This window comes from Caballeronia sordidicola (assembly GCF_001544455.2).
Taxonomy (GTDB): Bacteria; Pseudomonadota; Gammaproteobacteria; order Burkholderiales; family Burkholderiaceae; genus Caballeronia; species Caballeronia sordidicola.
In genome coordinates this window covers 604436-625924 of record NZ_FCOC02000002.1, presented here as the reverse complement: position 1 = coordinate 625924, position 21489 = coordinate 604436, and the positions used below count along the sequence as shown (strand labels likewise).

The 21489-nt window shown below is 61.1% G+C and carries 19 protein-coding genes and 1 riboswitch; of the genes, 11 read left to right on the top strand and 8 right to left on the bottom strand.

Annotated elements, in window-relative coordinates:
• Positions 1-33: 33 nt before the first annotated feature.
• Genes AWB64_RS05995 through fliF form a run of 6 tightly spaced genes read right to left on the bottom strand, consistent with a single transcriptional unit; the run spans position 34 to position 7002 of the window.
• Entirely contained in the window at positions 34-1479 is a 1446-nt protein-coding gene (locus AWB64_RS05995; RefSeq protein ID WP_060817667.1) for a flagellar hook-length control protein FliK, read from the bottom strand.
• 57 nt (positions 1480-1536) lie between these two features.
• Positions 1537-1986 (bottom strand): flagellar export protein FliJ, encoded by a 450-nt coding sequence (gene fliJ / locus AWB64_RS05990; protein ID WP_060817666.1) that lies wholly within the window; start codon positions 1984-1986, stop codon positions 1537-1539.
• Positions 1987-2024: 38 nt separating this feature from the next.
• A complete protein-coding gene (gene fliI, locus AWB64_RS05985) occupies positions 2025-3572 on the bottom strand; it encodes a flagellar protein export ATPase FliI (RefSeq protein WP_060817665.1) in 1548 nt (515 codons plus the stop codon).
• Entirely contained in the window at positions 3572-4246 is a 675-nt protein-coding gene (fliH, locus tag AWB64_RS05980) for a flagellar assembly protein FliH (RefSeq protein ID WP_060817664.1), read from the bottom strand. The genes fliI and fliH overlap by 1 nt, the downstream gene beginning before the upstream one ends.
• Entirely contained in the window at positions 4239-5234 is a 996-nt protein-coding gene (gene fliG / locus AWB64_RS05975) for a flagellar motor switch protein FliG (protein WP_060817663.1), read from the bottom strand. The genes fliH and fliG overlap by 8 nt, the downstream gene beginning before the upstream one ends.
• A complete protein-coding gene (gene fliF, locus AWB64_RS05970) occupies positions 5224-7002 on the bottom strand; it encodes a flagellar basal-body MS-ring/collar protein FliF (RefSeq protein ID WP_060817662.1) in 1779 nt (592 codons plus the stop codon). Before fliF ends, fliG begins: the two co-directional genes overlap by 11 nt.
• A gap of 355 nt (positions 7003-7357) precedes the next feature.
• Between fliF and fliE the strand changes: the two genes are divergently transcribed.
• From fliE to AWB64_RS05945, 5 genes are all read left to right on the top strand, one after another.
• Positions 7358-7708 carry a flagellar hook-basal body complex protein FliE gene (fliE, locus tag AWB64_RS05965; RefSeq protein ID WP_060817661.1) on the top strand — a complete coding sequence of 117 codons (351 nt, stop codon included), beginning with the start codon at positions 7358-7360 and terminating at the stop codon, positions 7706-7708.
• A 298-nt stretch (positions 7709-8006) separates the two neighbouring features.
• A complete protein-coding gene (fliS, locus tag AWB64_RS05960; RefSeq protein WP_060817797.1) occupies positions 8007-8420 on the top strand; it encodes a flagellar export chaperone FliS in 414 nt (137 codons plus the stop codon).
• A 24-nt stretch (positions 8421-8444) separates the two neighbouring features.
• Positions 8445-8774 (top strand): flagellar protein FliT, encoded by a 330-nt coding sequence (locus AWB64_RS05955; protein WP_060817660.1) that lies wholly within the window; start codon positions 8445-8447, stop codon positions 8772-8774.
• Positions 8775-8858: 84 nt separating this feature from the next.
• A complete protein-coding gene (gene fliK, locus AWB64_RS05950; RefSeq protein ID WP_060817659.1) occupies positions 8859-10214 on the top strand; it encodes a flagellar hook-length control protein FliK in 1356 nt (451 codons plus the stop codon).
• Positions 10211-10561 (top strand): EscU/YscU/HrcU family type III secretion system export apparatus switch protein, encoded by a 351-nt coding sequence (locus AWB64_RS05945; RefSeq protein ID WP_060817658.1) that lies wholly within the window; start codon positions 10211-10213, stop codon positions 10559-10561. The genes fliK and AWB64_RS05945 overlap by 4 nt, the downstream gene beginning before the upstream one ends.
• A 37-nt stretch (positions 10562-10598) precedes the next feature.
• On the opposite strand, the gene AWB64_RS05940 is transcribed toward AWB64_RS05945, so the two are convergent.
• Complete coding sequence (locus AWB64_RS05940) at positions 10599-12290, bottom strand: isovaleryl-CoA dehydrogenase (protein ID WP_060817657.1); 1692 nt, start codon at positions 12288-12290, stop codon at positions 10599-10601.
• 219 nt (positions 12291-12509) lie between these two features.
• Here AWB64_RS05940 and AWB64_RS05935 point away from each other — a divergent pair, with 219 nt between their 5' ends.
• The gene (locus AWB64_RS05935; protein WP_060817656.1) at positions 12510-14165 is read left to right on the top strand and encodes an OmpA family protein; all 1656 of its coding nucleotides are present in this window, start codon (positions 12510-12512) and stop codon (positions 14163-14165) included.
• 103 nt (positions 14166-14268) lie between these two features.
• Here AWB64_RS05935 and AWB64_RS05930 read toward each other — a convergent pair whose 3' ends face one another.
• Positions 14269-15222 carry a LysR family transcriptional regulator gene (locus AWB64_RS05930; protein ID WP_060817655.1) on the bottom strand — a complete coding sequence of 318 codons (954 nt, stop codon included), beginning with the start codon at positions 15220-15222 and terminating at the stop codon, positions 14269-14271.
• 209 nt (positions 15223-15431) lie between these two features.
• Positions 15432-15572, top strand: a riboswitch (S-adenosyl-L-homocysteine riboswitch).
• Positions 15573-15605: 33 nt separating this feature from the next.
• Here AWB64_RS05930 and ahcY point away from each other — a divergent pair.
• From ahcY to AWB64_RS05905, 5 genes are all read left to right on the top strand, one after another.
• Entirely contained in the window at positions 15606-17027 is a 1422-nt protein-coding gene (gene ahcY, locus AWB64_RS05925) for an adenosylhomocysteinase (protein ID WP_060817654.1), read from the top strand.
• Between the two features lie 67 nt (positions 17028-17094).
• Entirely contained in the window at positions 17095-17448 is a 354-nt protein-coding gene (locus AWB64_RS05920) for a phage holin family protein (RefSeq protein WP_060817653.1), read from the top strand.
• A gap of 31 nt (positions 17449-17479) precedes the next feature.
• A complete protein-coding gene (gene metF / locus AWB64_RS05915) occupies positions 17480-18319 on the top strand; it encodes a methylenetetrahydrofolate reductase [NAD(P)H] (protein ID WP_060817652.1) in 840 nt (279 codons plus the stop codon).
• A gap of 409 nt (positions 18320-18728) precedes the next feature.
• On the top strand, positions 18729-20363 hold the full coding sequence (locus tag AWB64_RS05910; protein ID WP_060817651.1) for an ABC transporter substrate-binding protein: 1635 nt from the start codon (positions 18729-18731) through the stop codon (positions 20361-20363).
• Positions 20364-20476: 113 nt separating this feature from the next.
• Positions 20477-21487 carry an ABC transporter permease subunit gene (locus AWB64_RS05905; RefSeq protein WP_060817650.1) on the top strand — a complete coding sequence of 337 codons (1011 nt, stop codon included), beginning with the start codon at positions 20477-20479 and terminating at the stop codon, positions 21485-21487.
• Positions 21488-21489: the final 2 nt, after the last annotated feature.

Genomic DNA, 21489 nt, shown 5'->3' with positions numbered 1-21489 from the left:
CGGCTTTTTGCAGCGGTGACGCTTGGGTGGGCTTTACGCGAACGTATCGACCAATCCAACCTGACGACGCAGCGGCATACTCGTGGTGCTTGCCGCATCGGAGATCGCGCCCACGCCACCGCCATTCCCCGACCCACTCCACGCCCCACGCCCGCCACCATCCTGCTGACCCGAACTCGCCTGCTTGCCGGCAAATCCGTCGCTGACGCTCGTGCTGCCCAAACCAATGCCATTTGCCTGCATCGCTTCGCGCAAGGTCGGCAACGCGGCTTCCACGGCCGCGCGGACCTGCGCATGATCCGATACAAACAGCGCATGCGCATGATTCCCCGCGACCTGCAGCACCACTTGCAATGGTCCGAGATCCTTCGGATTCAACGTCAATTCAGCGCTCTGCTGATGCGCATTCGACAGGAACACTACCTTCTGGCTGAAGGCGTCGTCCCAGCCGCTCGATCCAACGTGCGGTGCAATCGCCGCGCTGTCGGCTGCGGTCGCTGCGCCCTGCAATGTCGCGCCGCTGGTCGCCGCCGATGCCGCCTGCTGCACGCCAGCGTGTGCAGTCGCGTCGGCGGTGGCCTTGTAGGCGGCGCTGCCATCGTCGGGTTGGGTCAGAGTGGCAAGCGCGGTTGCATCGGCTTGTTGCGTGGCCACTGCGCCGCCTTGCTGCGCTGCCGTCGCCGCGCCGCCCTGGCTTTTGCCATTGGCGGAAAGGCTTGTCAGCGGCGTGTCGCGGCTTGTCTTCGTGCCTGTGCCGCCCGCAGTTCCTGAAGGCGCGCCGTTGTTCATCGTGCCCGCGTGCGCTGCGCCCATCGCGGCTGCGGCCGCTGCATTGAGCGGCGTGGCCGGGGTTTGCGCATTCGCCGCCGTCAGAGAGGCTTGCAGCGCGTCGGCTGCGGCCTTGGCGTCGGCGGATTTGGTGGGCGACGGGGTATCGGTTGCCGTTGTGTCGGTGGCATCGGTCGATGTCGCGTCCGTGCTGGCTGCTGCCGCATCGGCCAGATCCGCAGGCGTTTTGCCGGCGATGGCAGCACGCGCCTTCAATAGCGCGGCCTTTTCCGCTGCGGCTGCGGCAATCGCCTCCGGCGTACCCGGCGCGGCCTTGGTCGCGTTAGCGGTTTTATCGGCGGAAGCGGACTTGTCGATTGCCGATGAAGCCGTCTGATCCGCAGCCGCGACCTGGTCCGCGCCGTCCGCCGTTTTATCCTGATCGGTTGAATTCGCGGCGTCGACTTTGGATGCATCGTGCACGCTGCCTCGTGCCGCGGCGGCCTTCGCGGCGGCTTTATCGGCTTGTGCGCGTTCCTGGGCTTTGGCTTGCGCCGCCTCCCGCTCATTAGCCTTCACGGTAATGTTGTGCAGCGTCGACCCGAACGATGCCGCCGCTTCATCGCGTGCGGACGCCGCCGCGGCACTGCGCGAAATAGCCGATATGCTCGATGAATCCAGCAACGCACCAGCGGAATTGACTGACGACATGAATGACCTCGTGTATCTTGTGCGAGATAAAACCCGCGTTAAAACCTTATCCCAACTTCAAGCCCGTTCAGCGCGCATCCGCAAGATCTTCGCAGAGTGCTCATCTGAATCTCGCTGCTCGATCCGGGCATCCTGTTTGGCCTGCGTGGCGTCGGCGCGCGCGGCAAGCACCTGATATGAACCCAGCTTCTGCTTTCTTTGCTGCCATTCCGGCTTCGCGGCTTCCAGCCGCGCGTTTGCGGCCACCAGCAGCGCGCGTTGCTGGTTGATCGCGGAATCGAGCGTGTCAACGAACGCCTGGAAATTGCGCAAGGTCTGCGCCGTCGTGCCTTCCTGCGCCGACGCCGTGAACCGCGCGTGATATTCGTCCCGATAGGTCACGAGCGAATTCAACTGCGTCTCCACTTCGTTGCGTTCCTGCTGCAGCTTGCCGAGCTTTTTCGTCGCGGCTTCGAGTTCTTCTTCTGCGAGGTTGATCAGCGTGTTGATCGGCAGATGCTTTGACATGGAGGTTCGATTCCTTCCTGATTATCTTTATCGGGTCTTTAAGCGAACAGCTCGTCGAGTTTGGCCAAACTCGGTTCGAACATTGCCTGCTCGCGAAATCCTTGCTGCAAAAACGCTTCTATACGCGGATACAACGCAATCGCCCGATCCAGCAGCGCGTCGCGCCCGCTCGAATACGCGCCCACGTTGATCAAGTCCCGGTTGCGCTGATAACGCGACAACATCTGCTTGAACAAGCGCACGCGATCCAGATGTTTATCGTCGATAAGCGCCGTCATTGCGCGGCTGATCGACGCTTCAATATCGATGGCCGGATAATGCCCCGCTTCGGCCAGCGAACGTGACAGCACAATATGTCCGTCCAGAATCGCGCGCGCGGAATCGGCGATAGGATCCTGCTGATCGTCGCCTTCCGTCAAGACAGTATAAAACGCCGTAATCGATCCGCCGCCTTCCGGCCCGTTCCCGGTACGTTCCACAAGCGCCGGCAATTTGGCGAACACAGAGGGCGGATAGCCTTTGGTGGCGGGCGGTTCGCCAATTGCGAGCGCAATCTCGCGCTGCGCCATGGCGTAGCGCGTGAGCGAATCCATCAGCAAGAGCACGTGTTTGCCCTGATCGCGGAAATACTCGGCAAGCGACGTTGCGTAGGTTGCGCCCTGCATGCGCAGAATCGGCGAAACGTCGGCGGGCGCGGCGACCACGACCGAGCGCGCGAGTCCGTCCTCGCCCAGAATCTGCTCGATAAACTCTTTCACCTCGCGGCCACGTTCGCCAATCAGGCCGATCACGATCACTTCGGCGCTGGTGTAGCGCGCCATGGTGCCGAGCAGCACGGATTTGCCCACACCCGAACCCGCGAACAAGCCCATGCGCTGGCCGCGTCCCACGGTGAGCAACGCGTTGATCGCGCGCACGCCGACGTCGAGGACCTTGTGGATCGGCTCGCGATTCAACGGATTGATGGTCGGCGCGGAGAGCGGCGCATCGCGCTTGGCGCCGAGCGGTCCGAGTCCATCGAGCGGACGGCCGGAGGCATCGACCACGCGGCCAAGCATTTCCCAGCCGACCGGCAGCCGCTTGGCGCCGGCCATCGGATCATTGATGGGCGCGCTTTCCAGCGGATAAACCCGCGCGCCGGGCAGCAGGCCGGAGACTTCGGTGGTCGGCATGAGGAACAGCTTGTCGCCCGAGAAACCGACGACTTCGGCCTCGGCCATCGGAATGGAACTGCCCGCAGGCAACTCGATCATGCATTCCGATCCCACGCCGAGTTTCAGTCCAACGGCTTCGAGCACAAGTCCCGCCGCGCGGGTCAGGCGGCCGCACGCGCGCAAGGGCTTCGATATCTGGCTGCGCGCCTTGCTGGCTTCCAACTGTGCGCGCCAGCCATCGAGATGCGGATTGTTGACCATGCCCGCAAGCTCGACAATGGTCTGCGCCGCCATGTCTTCCAGCGTCGGCTCGGGCGTGGCGTCAGGATCGGCAAGCGGTCCGAACGACGCCCGCGCGAGTTCCTGCTCGAGCTCGCTCAAGCCTTCCTGCGTCACGCGCCGCGCCGCGCTCGTGGCGTTATGAGCCTGCATTACCACGGTTGCGACCTCCCGAGCGCCGCCGCCACGCGCTCCCAGCGGGTGGCATTGGTTGCATCGATTTCACCGCTTGCCGCGTGCGCCTTGCAGCCGCCGCGTTCTATGTCCGGGTCGGTGCGGAACGTCCATCCGGCCGCCTGCAATTCTTCCAGCAAATAAGCTTCCACAATCGGCAGATCCGCCGGATTCACGATCAGATACGGCGCGCCGGAAAGCGCCGGTTCGGCCGCGATCACCGAACGCGCGACCGCGAGCACGGCGGTGGGATCGAGCGTCAAATGCTGAGACACCACTTGCTGCGCAATGTCCAGCGCCAGCGAGGTCAGCGCTTCGGCAACCACGGCGTCGGCGGCTTGCAGCGCGGTCTTGAAGGCATCGGCCATCGACGTGAGCCGCGCCGCTTCCGCGCGTGCGTCGCGGCGGCCTTCTTCCTCGCCCTTTGCATAACCCTGATCGTAACCGGCCTGATAACCCATCGCCTGGCCGGCGACGTGGCCCTGCGCCAGACCTTGTGCATGCGCTTCGTCGCGCACGCGGCGCAAATGCTTTTCGAGCGCAGCCTGGTCGGCGGCGGTGCGATCAACGGGAACCGGATCGAACGACGCCATTTCCCAGCGCTGATACGCGGACATGCGCGCCTTCTTTTCGGTTTCTGCCGCGTCAGACATATGCGTCCTCTGCCTTTCCGCCTAACTGGATCTGGCCGCTTTCAGCGAGATTGCGCACGACCTGCAGGACCTTGCGCTGCTGCGTTTCCACTTCCGACAAACGCACCGGACCGCGCGAATCGAGGTCTTCGGCAAGCAGTTCGGCGGCGCGCTGCGACATGTTCGCAAGGAACTTCTGGCGCAGCGGCGGCTGCGCGCCTTTCAGCGACACAATCAGCGTCTCCGATTCCACTTCCTTGAGCAGCATCTGAATGGCGCGGTCGTCGAGATCGATCAAATTCTCGAACACGAACATCTGATCGATGATCTTCTGCGCCAGTTCTGCGTCGTATTCCTTGACGTTTTCGATCACCGATTCTTCGTGCGCCGTCGACATGAAGTTGAGAATTTCCGCCGCCGTGCGAATGCCGCCCATCGGCGCGCGCTTGAGGTTGTCGCTGCCGGAAAGCAGCGTGGTGAGCACGTCGTCGAGTTCGCGCAGCGCGGCCGGCTGAATCCCGTCGAGCGTCGCGATGCGCAGCAGCACGTCGTTACGCAGGCGTTCCGTCAGGAGCGCCACGATTTCCGACGCCTGATCGCGATCCAGATGCACGAGAATCGTCGCGATGATCTGCGGATGCTCGTTCTTGATCAGCTCGGCGACCGCGGCGGAATCCATCCACTTCAGGCCTTCTATGCCGCTTGTGTCGCTGCCCTGCAAAATCCGGTCGATCAGCGCGCCCGCCTTGGATTCGCCCAGCGCCTTCGTCAACACCGTGCGGATATATTCGCTCGAATCGAGTGAAAGCGCGGTGTGCTGCTCGGCTTCCTGCACGAACTCGGTCATCACGTGATCGAGCTGCTCGCGCGTGACGTTCTTCAGTTGCGCCATGGTCGCGCCGATCTTCTGGACTTCGCGCGGCCCGAGGAACTTGAAGACTTCCGCTGCTTCCGTTTCGCCAATCGACATCAGCAGGAGCGCGGCTTTATTGAGGCCTTCAGCGTTCATCGGACACCCAGTTCTTGACGACCGTCGCGACGATTCTCGGGTCCTGGCGCGCGATCATCCGCGCGTAGTCGAGATTGCGTTCGAACTTGGCCTTGTTGCTTTCGTTGCCGAGCAAGCTGACTTCGGCATCCTTGTCTTCATCGATTGCGGGTTTCGGCATGGACGGACCGTCGAGCAGCGACAGGTCATCCGGCGCGCCGAGCGCGGGCGGCGGAGGCGGCGGAAACGCGCGGCGCAGCGCCGGCTTCACCATCGCGAAATAGAGGAACATCGCCACGAGGCCGATACCCGCGTACTTCGCCAACTGAATCCCGCGCGCGATCATGTCCGGCGTGCGCCACCACGGCACATCGGGAATCACGTTCGTATCGACCAGGAAGGTGCTGTTCACCACGTTGACCGAGTCGCCGCGCTTTTCGTCGTAACCCATCGCGTCTTTTACAAGCTGCTGCACTTGCGCGAGCTTGTCGGCGGGCAGCGGCTGCATTGTCACAATGCCCTTGGCGTCCACCTGCTTCTGGTAATTCACGACCACGGCGACCGAGAGCCGCTTGATGCCGCCCATCGGCTGTTCGTAGTGGCGTACCGTGCGGTCGACTTCGTAATTCGTCGTGGTGTCCTTGTGCAGGTTGACCGGCGCGGCTTTCGCGGCATCGGCGCCGCTCGCGGCTGCATCAACAGGCGCCGACGCTGCCGCCGGCGGCTGGTTCGACAGCGCGCCCGGCACGCCGCCCACGCTTGGCGCGCCCTCTTCCTTCGATTCACTCGATTGCTGGCTGCGGATCGCCGTGTTTTGCGGGTTTGCATTCGGGCCGTAACTTTCGGCGGTCTGCTCGAGCTTCGAGAAATCGATATCCGCGCTCACCTGCGAATGGGCGTTGCCCGCGCCGAACAGCGGCGCCAGGATTGCATCGATACGCGATTGCGTATTGCGCTCGATCTGCTGCACATACTTGAGCTGCGATGCGTCGAGACCGTTCGGCCCGCTGCCTTGCTGCGTGAGCAGGTTGCCGTCCTGATCGACTATGGTCACGTTCTTTACCGGCATGTCCGCCACGCCGGAACTGACCATGTGCTGGATGGCAAGCGTTTGCGCTTCGTCGAGCGCGCGGCCGGGGTAGAGATTGAGCATGACGGACGCGGTCGGCAATTCCTTTTCACGCACGAACACGGTCGGCTTCGGAATGGCGAGATGCACGCGGGCTTCGCGCACTGAAGAGATGGACGCGATGGTCTTTTCCAGCTCGCCTTCCAGCGCGCGCTGATAGTTGACCTGCTCGGCGAACTGGCTGATGCCGAACTTCTGGTTGTCCATCAATTCAAAACCGACGGAACCGTTCTTGGGCAATCCCTGCGACGCCAGCCGCAAACGCGTTTCGTGCACGGTTTCGCTCGGAACCAGGATCGCGCCGCCCGATTCGGCGATCTTGTAGGGAATGTTTCCTTGCTGCAGCGCCGCCACTATCGCCCCGCCATCGCGATCCGAGAGATTGCTGAAAAGCACCCGGTAATCCGGCTGGCGCGACCACATCACGAGTCCCGCGATGATTACCGCGAGCACCGCCACGGCGATGATCAGCGGCATGCGCGGGTTATTGCGAAACTGGTTGAGCATCGGCATGCGGCCGCCGAAATTGCCGCCGAAGTCCGAACCGCCGGTAAAACCAGCGCCGCCCGCACCTGCCGCGATCGACCCGGCTGCGCTCGTCGGCGCGCCTGTGAGACCCATGCGGGCGTCCGGGTTGATCAGGTTGTTGGTGGAATCCATGCGTGGAAGCTCTCCGAATCTTGCGTTTTCCGCGGGGCGTCCGGGCAAAACCGGGCGCAATCGCAGACTCTTTCATGAGAGGAATTATCCGTAAGCGCGCGTAAGTCGATTGGGCGAACAGAAGCCGCTTTTGGCGCTCTTTCCCGGCTTTGCGAAACAACGCCGCTGCTAGACTTTTTCGTAATCGGTCAGGCCGCATGGCGAACCGCCCAGGCTCCGGTGCAGACACCTGCCTTCAGGCCCGGGACAGGCCCCGGTTCGAGATGTCCCAGCAGCGCCGCCCACCATGCGATGCCGCCGGTTACCGCAATTTTGGACACGTTTGACTACCGCTTTTGATCCTTCTGGAGACACCATGAATGCTTCCATCAGCCCGCTGAATTCGGCGCTCCAGCAACTTCAGTCCATGGCGACGCAGGCAGCCGGCGGCGCGGGCAATGTCGCGGGCGGCAGTGTCGTGCCCGAATCGGGAGCGGCGAGCGCGGGCAGTTTCGCGGATGCGCTGAAATCGTCCATCGATAACATCAGCGGCGCCCAGAAAAGCGCGATGAGCGAAGCGCACGCGTTCGAAATCGGTGCGCCAAACGTTTCGCTCAACGACGTCATGGTCGACATGCAAAAGGCCAACGTGGGGCTTCAGTTCGGGCTGCAGGTGCGCAACAAGCTGGTGTCCGCCTACAACGACATCATGAACATCTCCGTCTGAGCCGCCCGATGAAGACCCGAACCACAGGCATCTGAACGCCGGCTCGCGAACATTGCTCTTTCCGGAACCCGTTGTGACGCAAAAGCCTTCCTAAAGCTTTCGCTGCTTTCTCCGATAACCCAGATAACAGCACGGCAAACGGTCAGACAAATAAACGAGTTTGGATCGGAATGCCTGCATCGGTTCATCACGTTTTTCCGCAATCAAGCGCCAAGCGGAAAAACGCCAGCAACTTGTTGCATGGGGCCGGAGCGAGGCGCGAGAAGCGCTGATTCCGGCTGACAAAGGAGAAGGTCGGATGTTTTCCCAGGGACACGCGGGAGCCAACGCATACGCACGCGTCGGCGTGCAAACCGGAGTAATGGGCGCCAGTCCGCACAGACTCGTCGTCATGCTGTATCAGGGAGCGCGCCAGGCTATCGCCCAGGCGCGGATGCACCTGCAGCAGGGCAACATCGCGGCGCGCGGAGAAGCGATCACGAAGGCGATCGGCATTGTAGAAAGCGGTTTGCAGCAGGCTCTGAACAAGGATGCCGGCGGTGAAATCGCGGCGCGGCTGGATGCGCTCTATACGTATATGTCGCATCGCCTCCTGCAGGCGAACGTGCAGCAAAGCGAGCAGATGCTGGTGGAAGTCGATGGCTTGTTGGCGACTCTCGAAGACGCCTGGATTGCAATTGCGCCCGACGCAGCAAAAATGGCGGCGGCGTGACGTTGCGAAATATGTCTGCACATAATGAAAACAACACAAGAATATTTTTCTCACTACGAAGCAATAGCTGAACTTTCTGCGCGCATGCTGGCCGCGGCGCGCGGCGGAGACTGGAGTGAGTTGAAGATCATGCAGGGCGCGTATCGCGAGTTGATCGACGGACTGAGAGAAGTCGATGCCGGTTCCCAACTGGACGACAGCGCGCGTGCCCGCAAGTTTGAGCTGGTGCGCCGGATTCTCGCCGACGACGCCGCCATTCGCGACTTGAGCGCACCCAGCCTCGCGCGTTTGTCGGCGCTGTTCGCGGTGAACAGGCCGGCGCGAGTTTTGAAAAAAATGATCGGGCTGCGTTAAGCACGTTTTTATCGTTCGTGTTTGCAGCCCGCCGAAAACCGGCGACGGGCTGCTCGTCCAGACCGGTGACCCGAGGAAACCGGCATGCCTGGTCTGGACTCCGCCATTGCTGCGCTGCTTGCGAGCCGCGCCGACATGCTGCTTTCGGCGCTGCGCCCGCAGGGTGGATCGACCTCGGGCGCGGCGGCGCAAGCCGGCACGTCGCAACTCCTCGTCGATACCCCCCCGTTCGCCGTTCCGACGCCCGCCAGCGCGCCGAATACACTGCCGCCCGCTTCCGCGCAGACCGCGCTTAGCAACGTCGCGCGCACGCTCGACGCCATTTCCCGGTTCGGCGGCCAGGAGACGCCGCCCATGTCGGGCGATACTCCGTTGTGGCCCACCGCACCGCGCCCGGCGCTCGCCGCGAGCGCGTTTGCCACGTTATCCGGGTCATTGTTTTCCACGCCGGAGACTTCGGCTTATATCAACGCGCCTTCGACCGCCCAGACCACCGCTGTCAATGCGCCGCCGCCCGTTTTGCCTGCTGCTGCGCTGGCGTCGGTGCTGGCTAAAACCGTGAGCGAAAGCGGCCTTTTCTACGAAAGTCACATCGCGCAATGGCTTGCGGGACAACGTTCGCTGGCGTCGCTGAACAACGAACCGCAAGCGCACGCCGACAAGCTGACAGCGGGTCTGCCGTTTGATGCTCCGCAATCGCAACCGCAACCACAGCCCGACGCGCCCACGGACGTGTGGATCGATGAAACCCTGTTGCCACCCACCTTTTCCGCCGATACACCCGGCGCAGTGAACACCGTGCGCCTGGTTCCGATGCCGCTCACGCCCGGGCAGGCCGCGGCGCTGGCGGCGTCCGTGCGCGCTGTGCCACCGCACGTGTTTTCCCCACGAGGATCGGCCTCCGCTGCCGGATCCGCATCTGACGCGTCCGATACAGATCTACACGATGCGGCCGTGCAGGCATCGATCAATGCGGGCATTCATCCGTCGACAATTGCGCTGGTGCGCCAGCAGCTTGACCTGCTCGCGACCGGCCAGTTCCGCTGGTCCGGAGAAGCATGGCCTGGCGCGAAGGTCGATTGGGAAATCCAGCCGCGAGAGCGCGGTGCGCATGGCCGCGATGCCATTCACGACAATGCGGCGAGCCTGCCTTCAGGCGACGAACGCGGCTGGTACACGCGCGTCACGCTGACATTGCCGACGCTCGGCAGCGTGGACGCGAATCTCATGCTCACCGGGCAGCATCTGGTCGTGCGGCTCGATGCAAGCGCGGACGGCGCGCTGCTGCTTGCCCGCGATGGCGCACATTTCCAGCAGCAGCTCGAAGCCGCCGGGTTGCAACTTGCCAGCCTCACCGTCCGCGCAATGGACTCGCTCGCCGAGTCAGTTGCCGAGTCAGTCGTCAATTCGCCGGAGATCGGCGCGGAGAGTTCGACTTGACCCAGCAAAACGATGCGCGCAAGCAAGCCACCGCGCTCACTTACGACACGAACAAACCCGACGCCGCGCCGCGCGTTGTGGCGAAAGGCTACGGACTCGTCGCCGAGATGATCGTGCAGCGCGCGAAGGACGCGGGTTTGTATGTGCACGAATCGCCGGACATGGTGTCGCTCTTGATGCAGGTCGATCTCGATGCCCGCATCCCGCCCGCGTTGTATCAGGCGGTCGCGGAATTGCTCGCGTGGTTCTACCGGCTGGAAAACGGTATCGATGAAGGACCGGCGCCGGAGGTCGCCCCGGTCGCCGGGATGCCGGGGAGCCGCAAGGGCAGTTCGCCAGCGGCGTAGAAACCGTTCGGCTTCATGGCCCGGATCAGCGCACACATCACCCCGCGAACGCCCGCTCGATAATCGCCGCAAAATCGAACCTTGCCGGCAGTGTGCCGTAGACGCGATTGGTCGCGCTGCGTGCATCGCCCAGACGCGTTTCCATAAAAGCCGCCGATATTTCGGCCGGCGCGTGCTGCGCCAGCAACACGCCCTGCGCCGTCAGCACGAGCTGCTGCGCAATCCGCCTCGCCGATGCCTCGCGCGAAGATGCTTCTCCCTGAAGCATGGACAGCAGCGTTTTCAACGCCTCGTCCAACGCCGGATGCCGATGCGCCACTGCGTGCCACGAATCGAGCAATGCGCGCGCGGCTTCGGGCTCGCGCTCGATTGCCCGCAGCACGTCAAGGCACATCACGTTCCCCGAGCCTTCCCAAATCGAATTCACCGGCGCCTCACGATAAAACCGCGCCATCGGCCCCGTCTCGACATAGCCATTGCCGCCCCAGACCTCCATGGCTTCGCCGGTAAATTCGAGCGCGCGCTTGCAGACCCAGAATTTGGCCGCTGGCGTCACGATGCGCCGCCACGCGCGCTCCTCAGGCGCCGATGAATGTTCAAACGCGCCCGCGAGCCGCATGAACAGCACGGTTGCCGCTTCCGACTCCAGCGCAAGATCGGCGAGAACGTTGCGCATCAGCGGCTGATCGATCAGCCGGGCCCCGAACGCGCTTCTATGCCGCGCGTGGTGAATGGCCTGGATCAGCGCGGCGCGCATCAACGCGGCGCTGCCAATCACGCAATCGAGGCGCGTGAAGTTCGCCATTTCGATGATCGTCGGCACGCCGCGCCCTTCCTCGCCGATCATCACGCCGTAGGCATCGAGGAATTCCACTTCGCTGCTGACGTTCGAACGGTTGCCGAGCTTGTCCTTCAACTGCTGAACCTGAACCGCGTTTTTCGATCCATCAGGCGCGAAGCGCGGCACGTAAAAGCAGGAGATCGGCCCTTTTTCGTCCGCGCTTTCGCCCGTGCGCGCGAGCACGAGATGCGCGTCGCATTGTGGCGCGGAGAAAAACCATTTGTGCCCGATCAACCGATATTCGGCGCCGCGTCCCTCCGCGCCCAGCGCCACCGCGCGCGTCCGGTTGCTGCGCACGTCCGAGCCGCCCTGCTTCTCGGTCATGCCCATGCCGACCATCATGGATTGCTTGCCGGCGTCGAGCGGGATATCGCGTGGATCGTGCTTGCGGGAAAGCAATTGCGCCTGAAGGCGAGCGTAAAGTGCGGGCTCCTGCTGCAACACCGGAATGCTGGCGAAGGTCATGGTCAGCGGACACAACGATCCGCTTTCCAGTTGCGCATGGAGAAAATAACCCGCGGCGCGCGCGGCCATGGCGCCGGGCTTCGGAGCAACGGATTCGAACGGCAATGCGTGCAGCCCCTGCTCGCGCAACATTGAAAGCAGCGCATGCCACGCGGGATGAAACTCGATCGCGTCGATCCGCTCCCCGCGCGCACTGAACGGATGATGTTCGGGCGTATGCCGGTTGGCGAGATCGGCTAGAGCGAGGACCTCCGGCTGCGTCAGCGCGAGGCCATCCCGAATGAGCGCATCGAGATGCCAGCTTGCGCCTTCGCGATCGAGCGCCGCGACGAGGACCGCGTCCGCGGTCATCGCGTTATAGCGCTCGAGCGGCGGCGCCTGGTTGATGATTTCGTGCGTCTGGCCGTAGGTGGATGGGTTCATCGATTACCTCCGTCGAAGCAAACATTTTGCTCTCAAAAATGCGTGCGTTGGGATTGCGCCAATTAAAACAAGATGTCTTGAGAATCCCCTTAGATCATCTGTTTTGAGGTAATTCCGATTTTTAGTCGGAAGTCCTTATCTCTTTAAACGCGAACCTATAATTCCGAATCCCATTTTGGGCGTTTGGCGACATCACGCAAGTAAGGAAAGGCAAATCAAATGAGCATCAACATTATTCAGCTAGTACAAGGCGCTTTGACCGAAAGCGTGTTGCAGCAACTCGCCACTAAACTCGGCGTTGCGCCGGAAGCGGCAAAACGTGTGGTCGGCATGATCGCTCCGGCTATGGTCGGCTCGCTCATGAACAAGGCGTCGTCGCCTGAAGGCGCGCGCGGTCTGTTCGCATCCATCATGTCGCCGGATTCGAACGCGAACATCGTTGAGATGCTGCCGCAGCTCGTGCACGGCGACGGCCTGCAATCATTGCTCGCTTCGGGAACGCGGCTCGCAACGGGCGTTGCGTCCGAAGATCGCATCAATGCAATGAGCAACGCCGTTGCGGCGAAGACGGGCGTATCGGTAGGTGCAACGCACGCTCTGGGCGGCATTGTCACGACCGCATTGTTCGGCGTGCTGAAACACTACTTCACACGGTCCAGCGGCAACGTCGGCCAGTTGCCCACGCTGCTTGGCCATCAGTTGCCCATGGTCAAGGCAAGCATGTCGGAAGACATCTCCAGCGCGCTGGGTCTTGGCGGCGCGGGTACTTTCCTGTCCGGCGTGGCAGCACTGTTGAAAGCGGTGTCGTCGCATCTGGAACATCCTTCGACTTCCAGTGGCACGTCGTCGGCTACGAACCCGTCGCTCGACAAGATTGTGGTGGAAGAGAAAGCAAGATCGAAGAAATGGTGGTGGCTGGCAGTTGCCGCCGCGCTCGCGTTGCTGGCATTGCTGTTCGGACGTAGCTGCACGAACCAGCAATCGCTGACGACCGCGCCCGCTGAAGCACCTGTAGTCACGTCCACACCGGCAGTCGCCGAGCCGGCCTCGGCACCTGCTTCCGCTCCTGCGGCTGTTGCAGCACCCGCACCGACCAAGGACGCGCTGCTGACGTTCACCGTCGACAAACTTGGCGCACCGACCATTCATGCCACGGTCGGCAGCGAAGAAGAGAAGGCCAAGTTGCTCGCCGCATTGACGGCGAAGTTTGGCGCGGATCATCTGAACGCAACGATCACGGTCGATCCGGACACCAAGCCCGCAAGCTGGCTCGACAAGCTCGACGGCCTGTTGCCGCTGATGCAATTGCCGGGCGCGGAAGCGAAGTTGTCGGGTGAAAAGATTGAATTGAGCGGTTCGGCAGCGGACGCGCGCAACGGCTGGATGGACAAGCTGAAGTCGCTGTTTGGCGCCGGTTTCACCGTTGGTACTTTCGACGTCAAGCAAGCAGTTGAAAGCGCGAAGGAATCCTTCATGAGCGCGTTCTCTTCGTTGAATAGCGATTGCGCTCCGGCCGATGTCGCCAAGGTGCTGAACCTGCAAGTCATCAACTTCCGCACCGGCTCGGACGTGCCGCCGCAAGACGCACAACTGGCGCTGGCAAAGTCTGCTCAGATGCTGAAGTCGTGCCAGGACGCAGGCAAGGCGGTCAAGCTGAACATTGGTGGCTACTCGGACAACGTTGGCCTGGCGAGTTCGAACCTGGCGTTGTCGAAGAAGCGTGCTGAAGCTGTGCGTGCCTTCCTGGTCAAGCACGGTGTTTCCGCTGACTCTCTGATGGCGCAAGGTTACGGCGACCAGCATCCGATCGCCGATAACTCGACGGCAAGCGGCCGTTTCGCCAACCGCCGTATCGACTTCGCGGTTCAGGAGTAATTGCGTGACCGGACGTAGTTGAGTCCGGGCAGTAAAGCAACAAGAAACACCCGGTCGCGCGAGAAGCGCGGCCGGGTGTTTTGTTTTGTGCGGGGTTCAAACGCTATCTTGACGAAGCGTCGCGAACCCGCGCTGGAAACCGGGCTGCCGGGCCTTGCAGGAAGTCGTCGCCGAGATTCGCGGGTAATGCCTGGCGCGCGACTTCCAGCCAAGCACGAGCGGCGTTCGACAAATACCCGTTGCGTCGCCACCCTACTGCCATATTCCAGTGAATCTCCGGATCGACCACGGGGCGGCAGGTGAACGCGCTGACATCCAGTCGACGGCAGTACGGCGCCGGCAGCAACGCAATGCCAACGCCGGCCTGCACCAGCGCCGCCATGAAATCCCAATGTCCGCTGCGGCTGACAATGGTGGGCGCGAACCCGGCTTCGCGGCACGCGTTCAGTACCAGATCGGATAATGCGAGGCTTTCGCCGTAAAAAACGAACGATTCCAGCGCGAGATCGGCGAGCGGCACGTCATTCATGGCGTCCCAGCGCGATCCCTTCTGCGCGACGAGCCACAGCAATTGCCGGCTGACGGGCAACACGTCGAAAGTGGCAAGATCGACGGGTTCCAGCACGCCGCCGAGTTCCAGCTCCCCATCGATCAAAGCAGCCTCGATCGCCTTGGACCCGCGCTCGAACAGTTTCAGCTCCACCTTGGGAAAGCGCTTTTTGAAGGTGGCAATGGCGGGCGTGAACAGCGATCCGCCCATGGGCGGAATGCCGATGGTCAGCGTGCCGCGCCCGAGTTTGCCGAGATCGTTGAGTTCGGCTTCGAGTTGCGCGTGCGCCGCCAGCACTTCGAGTCCGCGCTGATAGACGATTTGGCCAGCGTCGGTGAGCACCATCTGGCGGCTTTCGCGCAGGAGCAGCGGCGAGCCAATCTCATCCTCGAGCGACTTCACCATCTTGCTGATGGTCGGCTGCGTGACGAACATTTTTTCCGCCGCAGCGGTGAAGCTCTTTTGCTTCACGACCTCGACGAAATACCGCAACGATCGCAATTCCATACCCGTCCCTTTGATTCCACGTTGGAATGCAATCGATAAGTCTAAGTCATCTTAATTATGTTGAAAGCAATGCCAAGCTCGATGACGGGTTAACCCTTATTAGCGGTCGCTCTCGGCCTCTTGTTTGACGCGACCGCGCACGGCATTCATATGGCGAAGCCTCCCAAACCCTCGCGTGCGAACCGGGAACCTTTGCTACAATCGCAGTTCGCTTCGAGGAGCGTTGCGACGGTTTCCATTCTCACCCCGGAATCCGCCAGGCTCGAAGCATTCAATCGGACGGAGCGACCAGCGCGGGGCAATATCTCAAGCGCTTGTTGAACCACCGCATCGAACGGCGCTCACGTCAAATTTCTATGTTTCCATTTAGAAAGGAGGGCGTGATGAACGCCGTAGTTCTCGATTCAAAGAACAACCAGGATTTCCTCGTCGCCGATATGTCTCTTGCTGCCTGGGGCCGCAAGGAATTGAACATTGCAGAAACGGAAATGCCCGGCCTCATGCAAACGCGTGAGGAATACAAGACGCAACAGCCGCTGAAGGGCGCACGCATTGCCGGGTCGCTGCACATGACTATCCAGACCGGCGTGCTCATTGAAACGCTGACGGCTCTTGGCGCTGACGTGCGCTGGGCCTCGTGCAATATCTTCTCGACGCAGGATCACGCTGCGGCCGCCATCGCTCAAGGCGGCGTGCCGGTGTTCGCGTTCAAGGGCGAATCGCTCGACGAATACTGGGAATTTTCACATCGCATCTTCGAATGGCCGAACGGCGAATTCGCCAACATGATCCTCGACGACGGCGGCGACGCCACGTTGCTGCTGATTCTCGGCTCGAAGGCTGAAAAGGACCGTTCGGTTATCGCCAAGCCGGAAAACGAAGAGGAAGTCGCGCTGTACAAGTCGATTGCCGCTCACCTCGACGTCGATCCGACGTGGTATTCCAAGCGCCTCGTGCACATTCAGGGCGTAACGGAAGAAACGACGACGGGCGTGCATCGTCTGTATCAGATGGAAAAGGAAGGCCGCCTGCCGTTCCCGGCCATCAACGTGAACGATTCGGTCACGAAGTCGAAATTCGACAACCTGTATGGCTGCCGTGAGTCGCTGGTCGACGGCATCAAGCGCGCAACCGACGTGATGATCGCCGGCAAGATCGCGGTCGTGGCCGGTTACGGCGACGTGGGCAAGGGCTGCGCGCAATCGCTGCGGGGTCTGGGCGCAACGGTGTGGGTCACGGAAATCGATCCGATCTGCGCGTTGCAGGCAGCAATGGAAGGGTATCGCGTGGTCACCATGGAATATGCCGCCGACAAGGCCGACATTTTCGTGACGGCTACCGGCAATTTCCACGTGATCGGCCACGACCACATGAAGGCGATGCGCAACAACGCGATCGTCTGCAATATTGGTCACTTCGACTCGGAAATCGACGTTGCCTCCACGCGCCAGTACACGTGGGAAAACATCAAGCCGCAAGTCGATCACATCATTTTCCCCGATGGCAAGCGTGTCATCCTGCTGGCCGAGGGGCGTCTCGTGAACCTGGGTTGTGCAACCGGCCATCCGTCGTTCGTGATGTCGGCATCGTTCACGAATCAGACGATCGCGCAGATCGAACTGTTCGTGCATGGCGACAAGTACGAAAACAAGGTCTACGTGTTGCCGAAGCACCTTGATGAAAAGGTCGCGCGTCTGCATCTGGGTCGTATCGGCGCAGAACTGACCGTGCTGTCCGACTTCCAGGCGAAGTACATCAGCGTGGACAAGATGGGGCCGTTCAAGCCGAATCACTACCGCTACTAATCGTGAGCCCGCGCATGGGTTTTATTGCCCCATGCGCTTTCTGATTTCAAGTTCCAGGAGACCATCGATGTCCGTGTTGCTGACCTGGCTGATCAACGCGCTCGCGCTGTTGATCATCACTTACCTCGTGCCATCGATTCACATTCGCAGTTTTGGCACGGCGCTGATCGTGGCGATCGTGCTCGGGCTGATCAATACGTTCCTGCGTCCGATCCTGGTCCTGCTCACGTTGCCGGTGACCATTCTCACGCTCGGGCTTTTTATCCTGGTCGTGAATGCGCTGTGCTTCTGGCTGTGTGCGTCCTTGCTGAAGGGCTTCGAGGTATCGGGTTTCTGGTCGGCGTTCTTCGGCTCGATTCTTTACAGCATCGTGTCCTGGCTGCTGTCGGCGCTGATTCTTGGTCAGCGCAGTTTCGGGTAAGCGGCTGCCGCGCGCCCGTTTAAATTCCATCATGAAACCGATCGAACTCTCATTCGAGTTCTTCCCGCCGAAAACGCCGGAAGGAATCGAGAAATTGCGCGCTACCGGCGCGCAGCTCAAGACGCTCCATCCGAAGTTCGTCTCCGTGACGTTCGGCGCGGGCGGTTCCACCCAGCAAGGCACGCTCGACACGGTCCTCGAGATGATGAAGCAAGGTCTCGAGGCGGCGCCGCATTTGTCGTGCATCGGGTCGTCGAAGGATAGTTTGCGCGGAATTCTCGGCGCGTATCGCGAGCATGGAATTCGGCATATTGTTGCGTTGCGCGGCGACTTGCCTTCGGGCATGGGCGAAGTCGGCGAATTGCGGTATGCGTCGGAACTGGTGGGTTTCATTCGCGCCGAACATGGCGACTGGTTCAACATCGAAGTCGCCGCGTACCCGGAATACCATCCGCAGGCGCGCTCGCCGAAGTCCGATCTGGACAACTTCGTGCGCAAGGTGCAAGCGGGCGCGAATTCGGCGATCACACAGTACTTCTTCAACGCAGACGCGTATTTCCGTTTCGTCGATGACGCACGGAAGCTTGGCGTGGATGTTCCTATCGTGCCGGGCATCATGCCGATCACGAATTTCTCGCAGTTGATGCGTTTCTCCGAGATGTGCGGCGCGGAAGTGCCTAAGTGGATTGCGCGTCGGCTGGAAAGTTATGGCGACGACAAAGAAACGATCCGCGCGTTCGGGCTGGATGTAGTGACGGGCTTGTGTGAACGGCTGGTGAAGGAAGGCGCGCCCGGACTGCATTTTTATACGCTGAACGGCGCGGCGGCGAGCAAGACGATTTGCGAGCGGTTGAAGTTGCAGGGAAAGTAAAAATTCAGATATACCCGCGCGGCGTTCGCCGCGTGGTTCTTGGTTTTCAATCACATCGAAACATTGTGCATAACGAAACTTGATGCACGCCTGCTTTCTCCGCCGCCATCCATGAAATTGTTAACTTAACCTGACGCGTTCTTCGTGCTACGGTAGCGCCCGAATTCGCCGTGGCGCCTGATTCCGCCGATATTGCGCATTCCAATAAAAACGCGCCAGATCGTAAGAAATCTCTCCGATAACGCGTCGGAATCACGCAAAACACGGCCTTTTCAGTCATTTAATCGACACACCGGAAACAAGCGAAAAAGTGAATTCCCTTAAGGAATTTCGTCGCCTTGTTCACCCTGGCAAAGCTCAGTAAGATCGCGCTACGCTGGTTTTAGCCGGCACAGATCCTGGAGGAAACATGAAAAAAATTGGCCTGTTGCGAGCTGCCCATCTGTCGATGGCCGTCAGCGCCGCCATCGCGGCATCGCTCGTAACTGCGAGCGTCGCCCACGCAGCACCCATTCCCAACAAAACGCTCGTCTACTGCTCGGAAGGCAGTCCGGCCGGTTTCGATCCCGCCCAGTACACCACGGGCACCGATTTCACCGCCAACACGTTCACGGTTTTCAACCGCCTCGTGGAATTCGAGCGCGGCGGCACGAAAGTGGAACCGGGCCTGGCTGAAAAGTGGGAAGTGTCGTCCGATGGACTCACTTACACGTTCCATCTGCGCCACGGCGTGAAGTTCCAGACCACGTCTTTCTTCAAGCCGACGCGCGAATTCAACGCGGATGACGTGCTCTTCACGTTCAACCGCATGCTCGATCCGAATCAGCCGTTCCGGAAGGCCTATCCGGCGTCGTTCCCGTATTTCACGGACATGGGTCTCGACAAGCTGATCACGAAGATCGAAAAGGTCGATCCGTACACGGTCAAGTTCACGCTGAAAGAAGTAAATGCGCCGTTTATCCAGAACATGGCGATGGAATATGCATCGATTCAATCGGATGAATATGCGCAGCAACTGCTGAAAGCCGGCAAGGCATCGGATATCAATCAACAGCCGGTCGGCACGGGCCCGTTTATTTTCCGCAGCTATACGAAAGACGCGACCATCCGTTTCGACGGCAATCCTGATTACTGGAAAGCGGGCGCCGTCAAAATCTCGAAGCTGATTTTCTCGATCACGCCGGACGCCGCCGTTCGCGTGCAGAAGTTGAAAAGCAATGAATGCCAGGTGATGAGCTATCCGCGCCCGGCTGACATTGCGCCGCTGAAAGCGGATGCCAATCTCGATACCCCTTCGCAGCCGGGTTTCAACGAAGGTTACGTGGCGTACAACGTGACGAAGAAAAACGTCGATAACGTCGATGTTCGCCGCGCGCTCGACATGGCGATCAACAAGAAGGCGATCATCGAATCGGTGTATCAGGGCGCGGGACAGGCGGCAGTCGCGCCCATCCCGCCGACGCAGTGGTCCTACGACAAGAACCTGAAAGCGCAACCGTACGACACCGCCAAGGCGAAGGCGCTGCTCGCGAAGGCCGGTTTCCCGAATGGTTTCGAGATGACGCTGTGGGCCATGCCGGTCCAGCGCCCGTATAACCCGAACGCACGCTTGATGGCCGAGATGATCCAGGCCGACTGGGCGAAGATCGGCGTGAAGGCGAATATCGTGTCCTACGAGTGGGGCGAGTACATCAAGCGCGCTCACGCTGGCGAGCACGACGCCATGCTGATTGGCTGGACGGGCGACAATGGCGATCCGGATAACTGGCTCGGCACGTTGCTCGGCTGTGACGCAGTCAACGGCAGCAACTTCTCGCACTGGTGCTACAAGCCGTTCAACGACCTGGTGATCAAGGGCCGCAACACGTCGGATCAGGCGCAGCGCACGCAGGCATACACGCAGGCGCAGCAGATCTTCGCGGACCAGTTGCCGTTCTCTCCGATCGCTCACTCGACGGTCTATCAGCCGACCAGCAAGAAGGTGACGGGCATGAAGATCGAGGCGCTGGGCTACTTGCGTTTCGATGGCGTCGGCGTGCAGTAATCTTTTAGCGGTACGCTTCTTGCACGAAAACTATAACTAGTCGAAAAGGTCCGGCGACAAGGGTCACAAGCCCGCGTCGCCGGTCGCATTTTTCCTCCCCAAAGAGACGAACCATGTTCCGATTCGTTTTGCGGCGCATAGGCATGGTGATTCCGACGTTCATCGGCATCACGATCCTGGCTTTCGCATTGATCCACCTGATCCCGGGCGATCCCATTGAAGTGATGATGGGCGAGCGCGGCGTGGACCCGGCCATGCACGCCGAAGCCATGAAGCGGCTCGGGCTCGACCTGCCGCTGCCTGTTCAATATTTCCACTATGTCGGACACGCGCTGCAAGGCGACCTCGGCATGTCGATCATCACCAATACCAGCGTAATGGGCGAGTTCCTCGGCCGCTTTCCGGCAACGCTGGAACTTGCGATCTGCGCGATGATCTTCGCGCTGGTCGTGGGGCTGCCCGCTGGCGTGGCGGCGGCGCTCAAGCGCGGCACGGTTGTCGACCACGGCGTGATGGGCACGGCGCTCACCGGTTATTCCATGCCTATTTTCTGGTGGGGTTTGATCCTCATCATGTTCTTCTCGGCAAAGCTCGGCTGGACCCCGGTTTCCGGGCGCATTGCAGTGGAATACGACATTCCGCATCGCACCGGCTTCATGTTGTGGGATGCACTCTTCTCCGACGACGAAGGCGCGTTCAAGTCCGCCGTCAGTCACCTGATCCTGCCGACTATCGTGCTGGGCACCATTCCGCTCGCGGTGATCGCGCGCATGACACGTTCTTCGATGCTCGAGGTTTTGCGCGAGGACTACATTCGCACGGCGCGCGCCAAGGGTCTTGCGCCGGGACGCGTGGTGGTCGTGCATGCGTTGCGTAACGCGCTGATTCCCGTGGTCACCGTGATCGGCCTGCAAGTCGGCACGCTGCTCGCGGGCGCCGTGCTGACCGAGACGTTGTTCTCATGGCCGGGCGTGGGCAAATGGCTGATCGACGCCATCAGCCGGCGCGATTATCCCGTCGTGCAGGGCGGTATCCTGATGATTGCGACGCTTGTCATTCTCGTGAATCTGGTCGTCGACTTGTTGTACGGCGTGCTCAATCCGCGCATTCGACACACGAGGTAAGC

Excerpts from the sequence above, each read along its gene's own strand:
- fliG (WP_060817663.1), bottom strand. The coding sequence starts at position 5,234 with ATGAACGCTGAAGGCCTCAATAAAGCCGCGCTCCTGCTGATGTCGATT.
- ahcY (WP_060817654.1), top strand. The coding sequence starts at position 15,606 with ATGAACGCCGTAGTTCTCGATTCAAAGAACAACCAGGATTTCCTCGTC.
- fliE (WP_060817661.1), top strand. The coding sequence starts at position 7,358 with ATGAATGCTTCCATCAGCCCGCTGAATTCGGCGCTCCAGCAACTTCAG.
- AWB64_RS05920 (WP_060817653.1), top strand. The coding sequence starts at position 17,095 with ATGTCCGTGTTGCTGACCTGGCTGATCAACGCGCTCGCGCTGTTGATC.
- AWB64_RS05955 (WP_060817660.1), top strand. The coding sequence starts at position 8,445 with ATGAAAACAACACAAGAATATTTTTCTCACTACGAAGCAATAGCTGAA.
- AWB64_RS05930 (WP_060817655.1), bottom strand. The coding sequence starts at position 15,222 with ATGGAATTGCGATCGTTGCGGTATTTCGTCGAGGTCGTGAAGCAAAAG.
- fliK (WP_060817659.1), top strand. The coding sequence starts at position 8,859 with ATGCCTGGTCTGGACTCCGCCATTGCTGCGCTGCTTGCGAGCCGCGCC.
- AWB64_RS05995 (WP_060817667.1), bottom strand. The coding sequence starts at position 1,479 with ATGTCGTCAGTCAATTCCGCTGGTGCGTTGCTGGATTCATCGAGCATA.
- metF (WP_060817652.1), top strand. The coding sequence starts at position 17,480 with ATGAAACCGATCGAACTCTCATTCGAGTTCTTCCCGCCGAAAACGCCG.
- AWB64_RS05940 (WP_060817657.1), bottom strand. The coding sequence starts at position 12,290 with ATGAACCCATCCACCTACGGCCAGACGCACGAAATCATCAACCAGGCG.
- fliJ (WP_060817666.1), bottom strand. The coding sequence starts at position 1,986 with ATGTCAAAGCATCTGCCGATCAACACGCTGATCAACCTCGCAGAAGAA.
- fliH (WP_060817664.1), bottom strand. The coding sequence starts at position 4,246 with ATGTCTGACGCGGCAGAAACCGAAAAGAAGGCGCGCATGTCCGCGTAT.
- AWB64_RS05910 (WP_060817651.1), top strand. The coding sequence starts at position 18,729 with ATGAAAAAAATTGGCCTGTTGCGAGCTGCCCATCTGTCGATGGCCGTC.
- fliI (WP_060817665.1), bottom strand. The coding sequence starts at position 3,572 with ATGCAGGCTCATAACGCCACGAGCGCGGCGCGGCGCGTGACGCAGGAA.
- AWB64_RS05905 (WP_060817650.1), top strand. The coding sequence starts at position 20,477 with ATGTTCCGATTCGTTTTGCGGCGCATAGGCATGGTGATTCCGACGTTC.
- AWB64_RS05935 (WP_060817656.1), top strand. The coding sequence starts at position 12,510 with ATGAGCATCAACATTATTCAGCTAGTACAAGGCGCTTTGACCGAAAGC.
- fliF (WP_060817662.1), bottom strand. The coding sequence starts at position 7,002 with ATGGATTCCACCAACAACCTGATCAACCCGGACGCCCGCATGGGTCTC.
- fliS (WP_060817797.1), top strand. The coding sequence starts at position 8,007 with ATGTTTTCCCAGGGACACGCGGGAGCCAACGCATACGCACGCGTCGGC.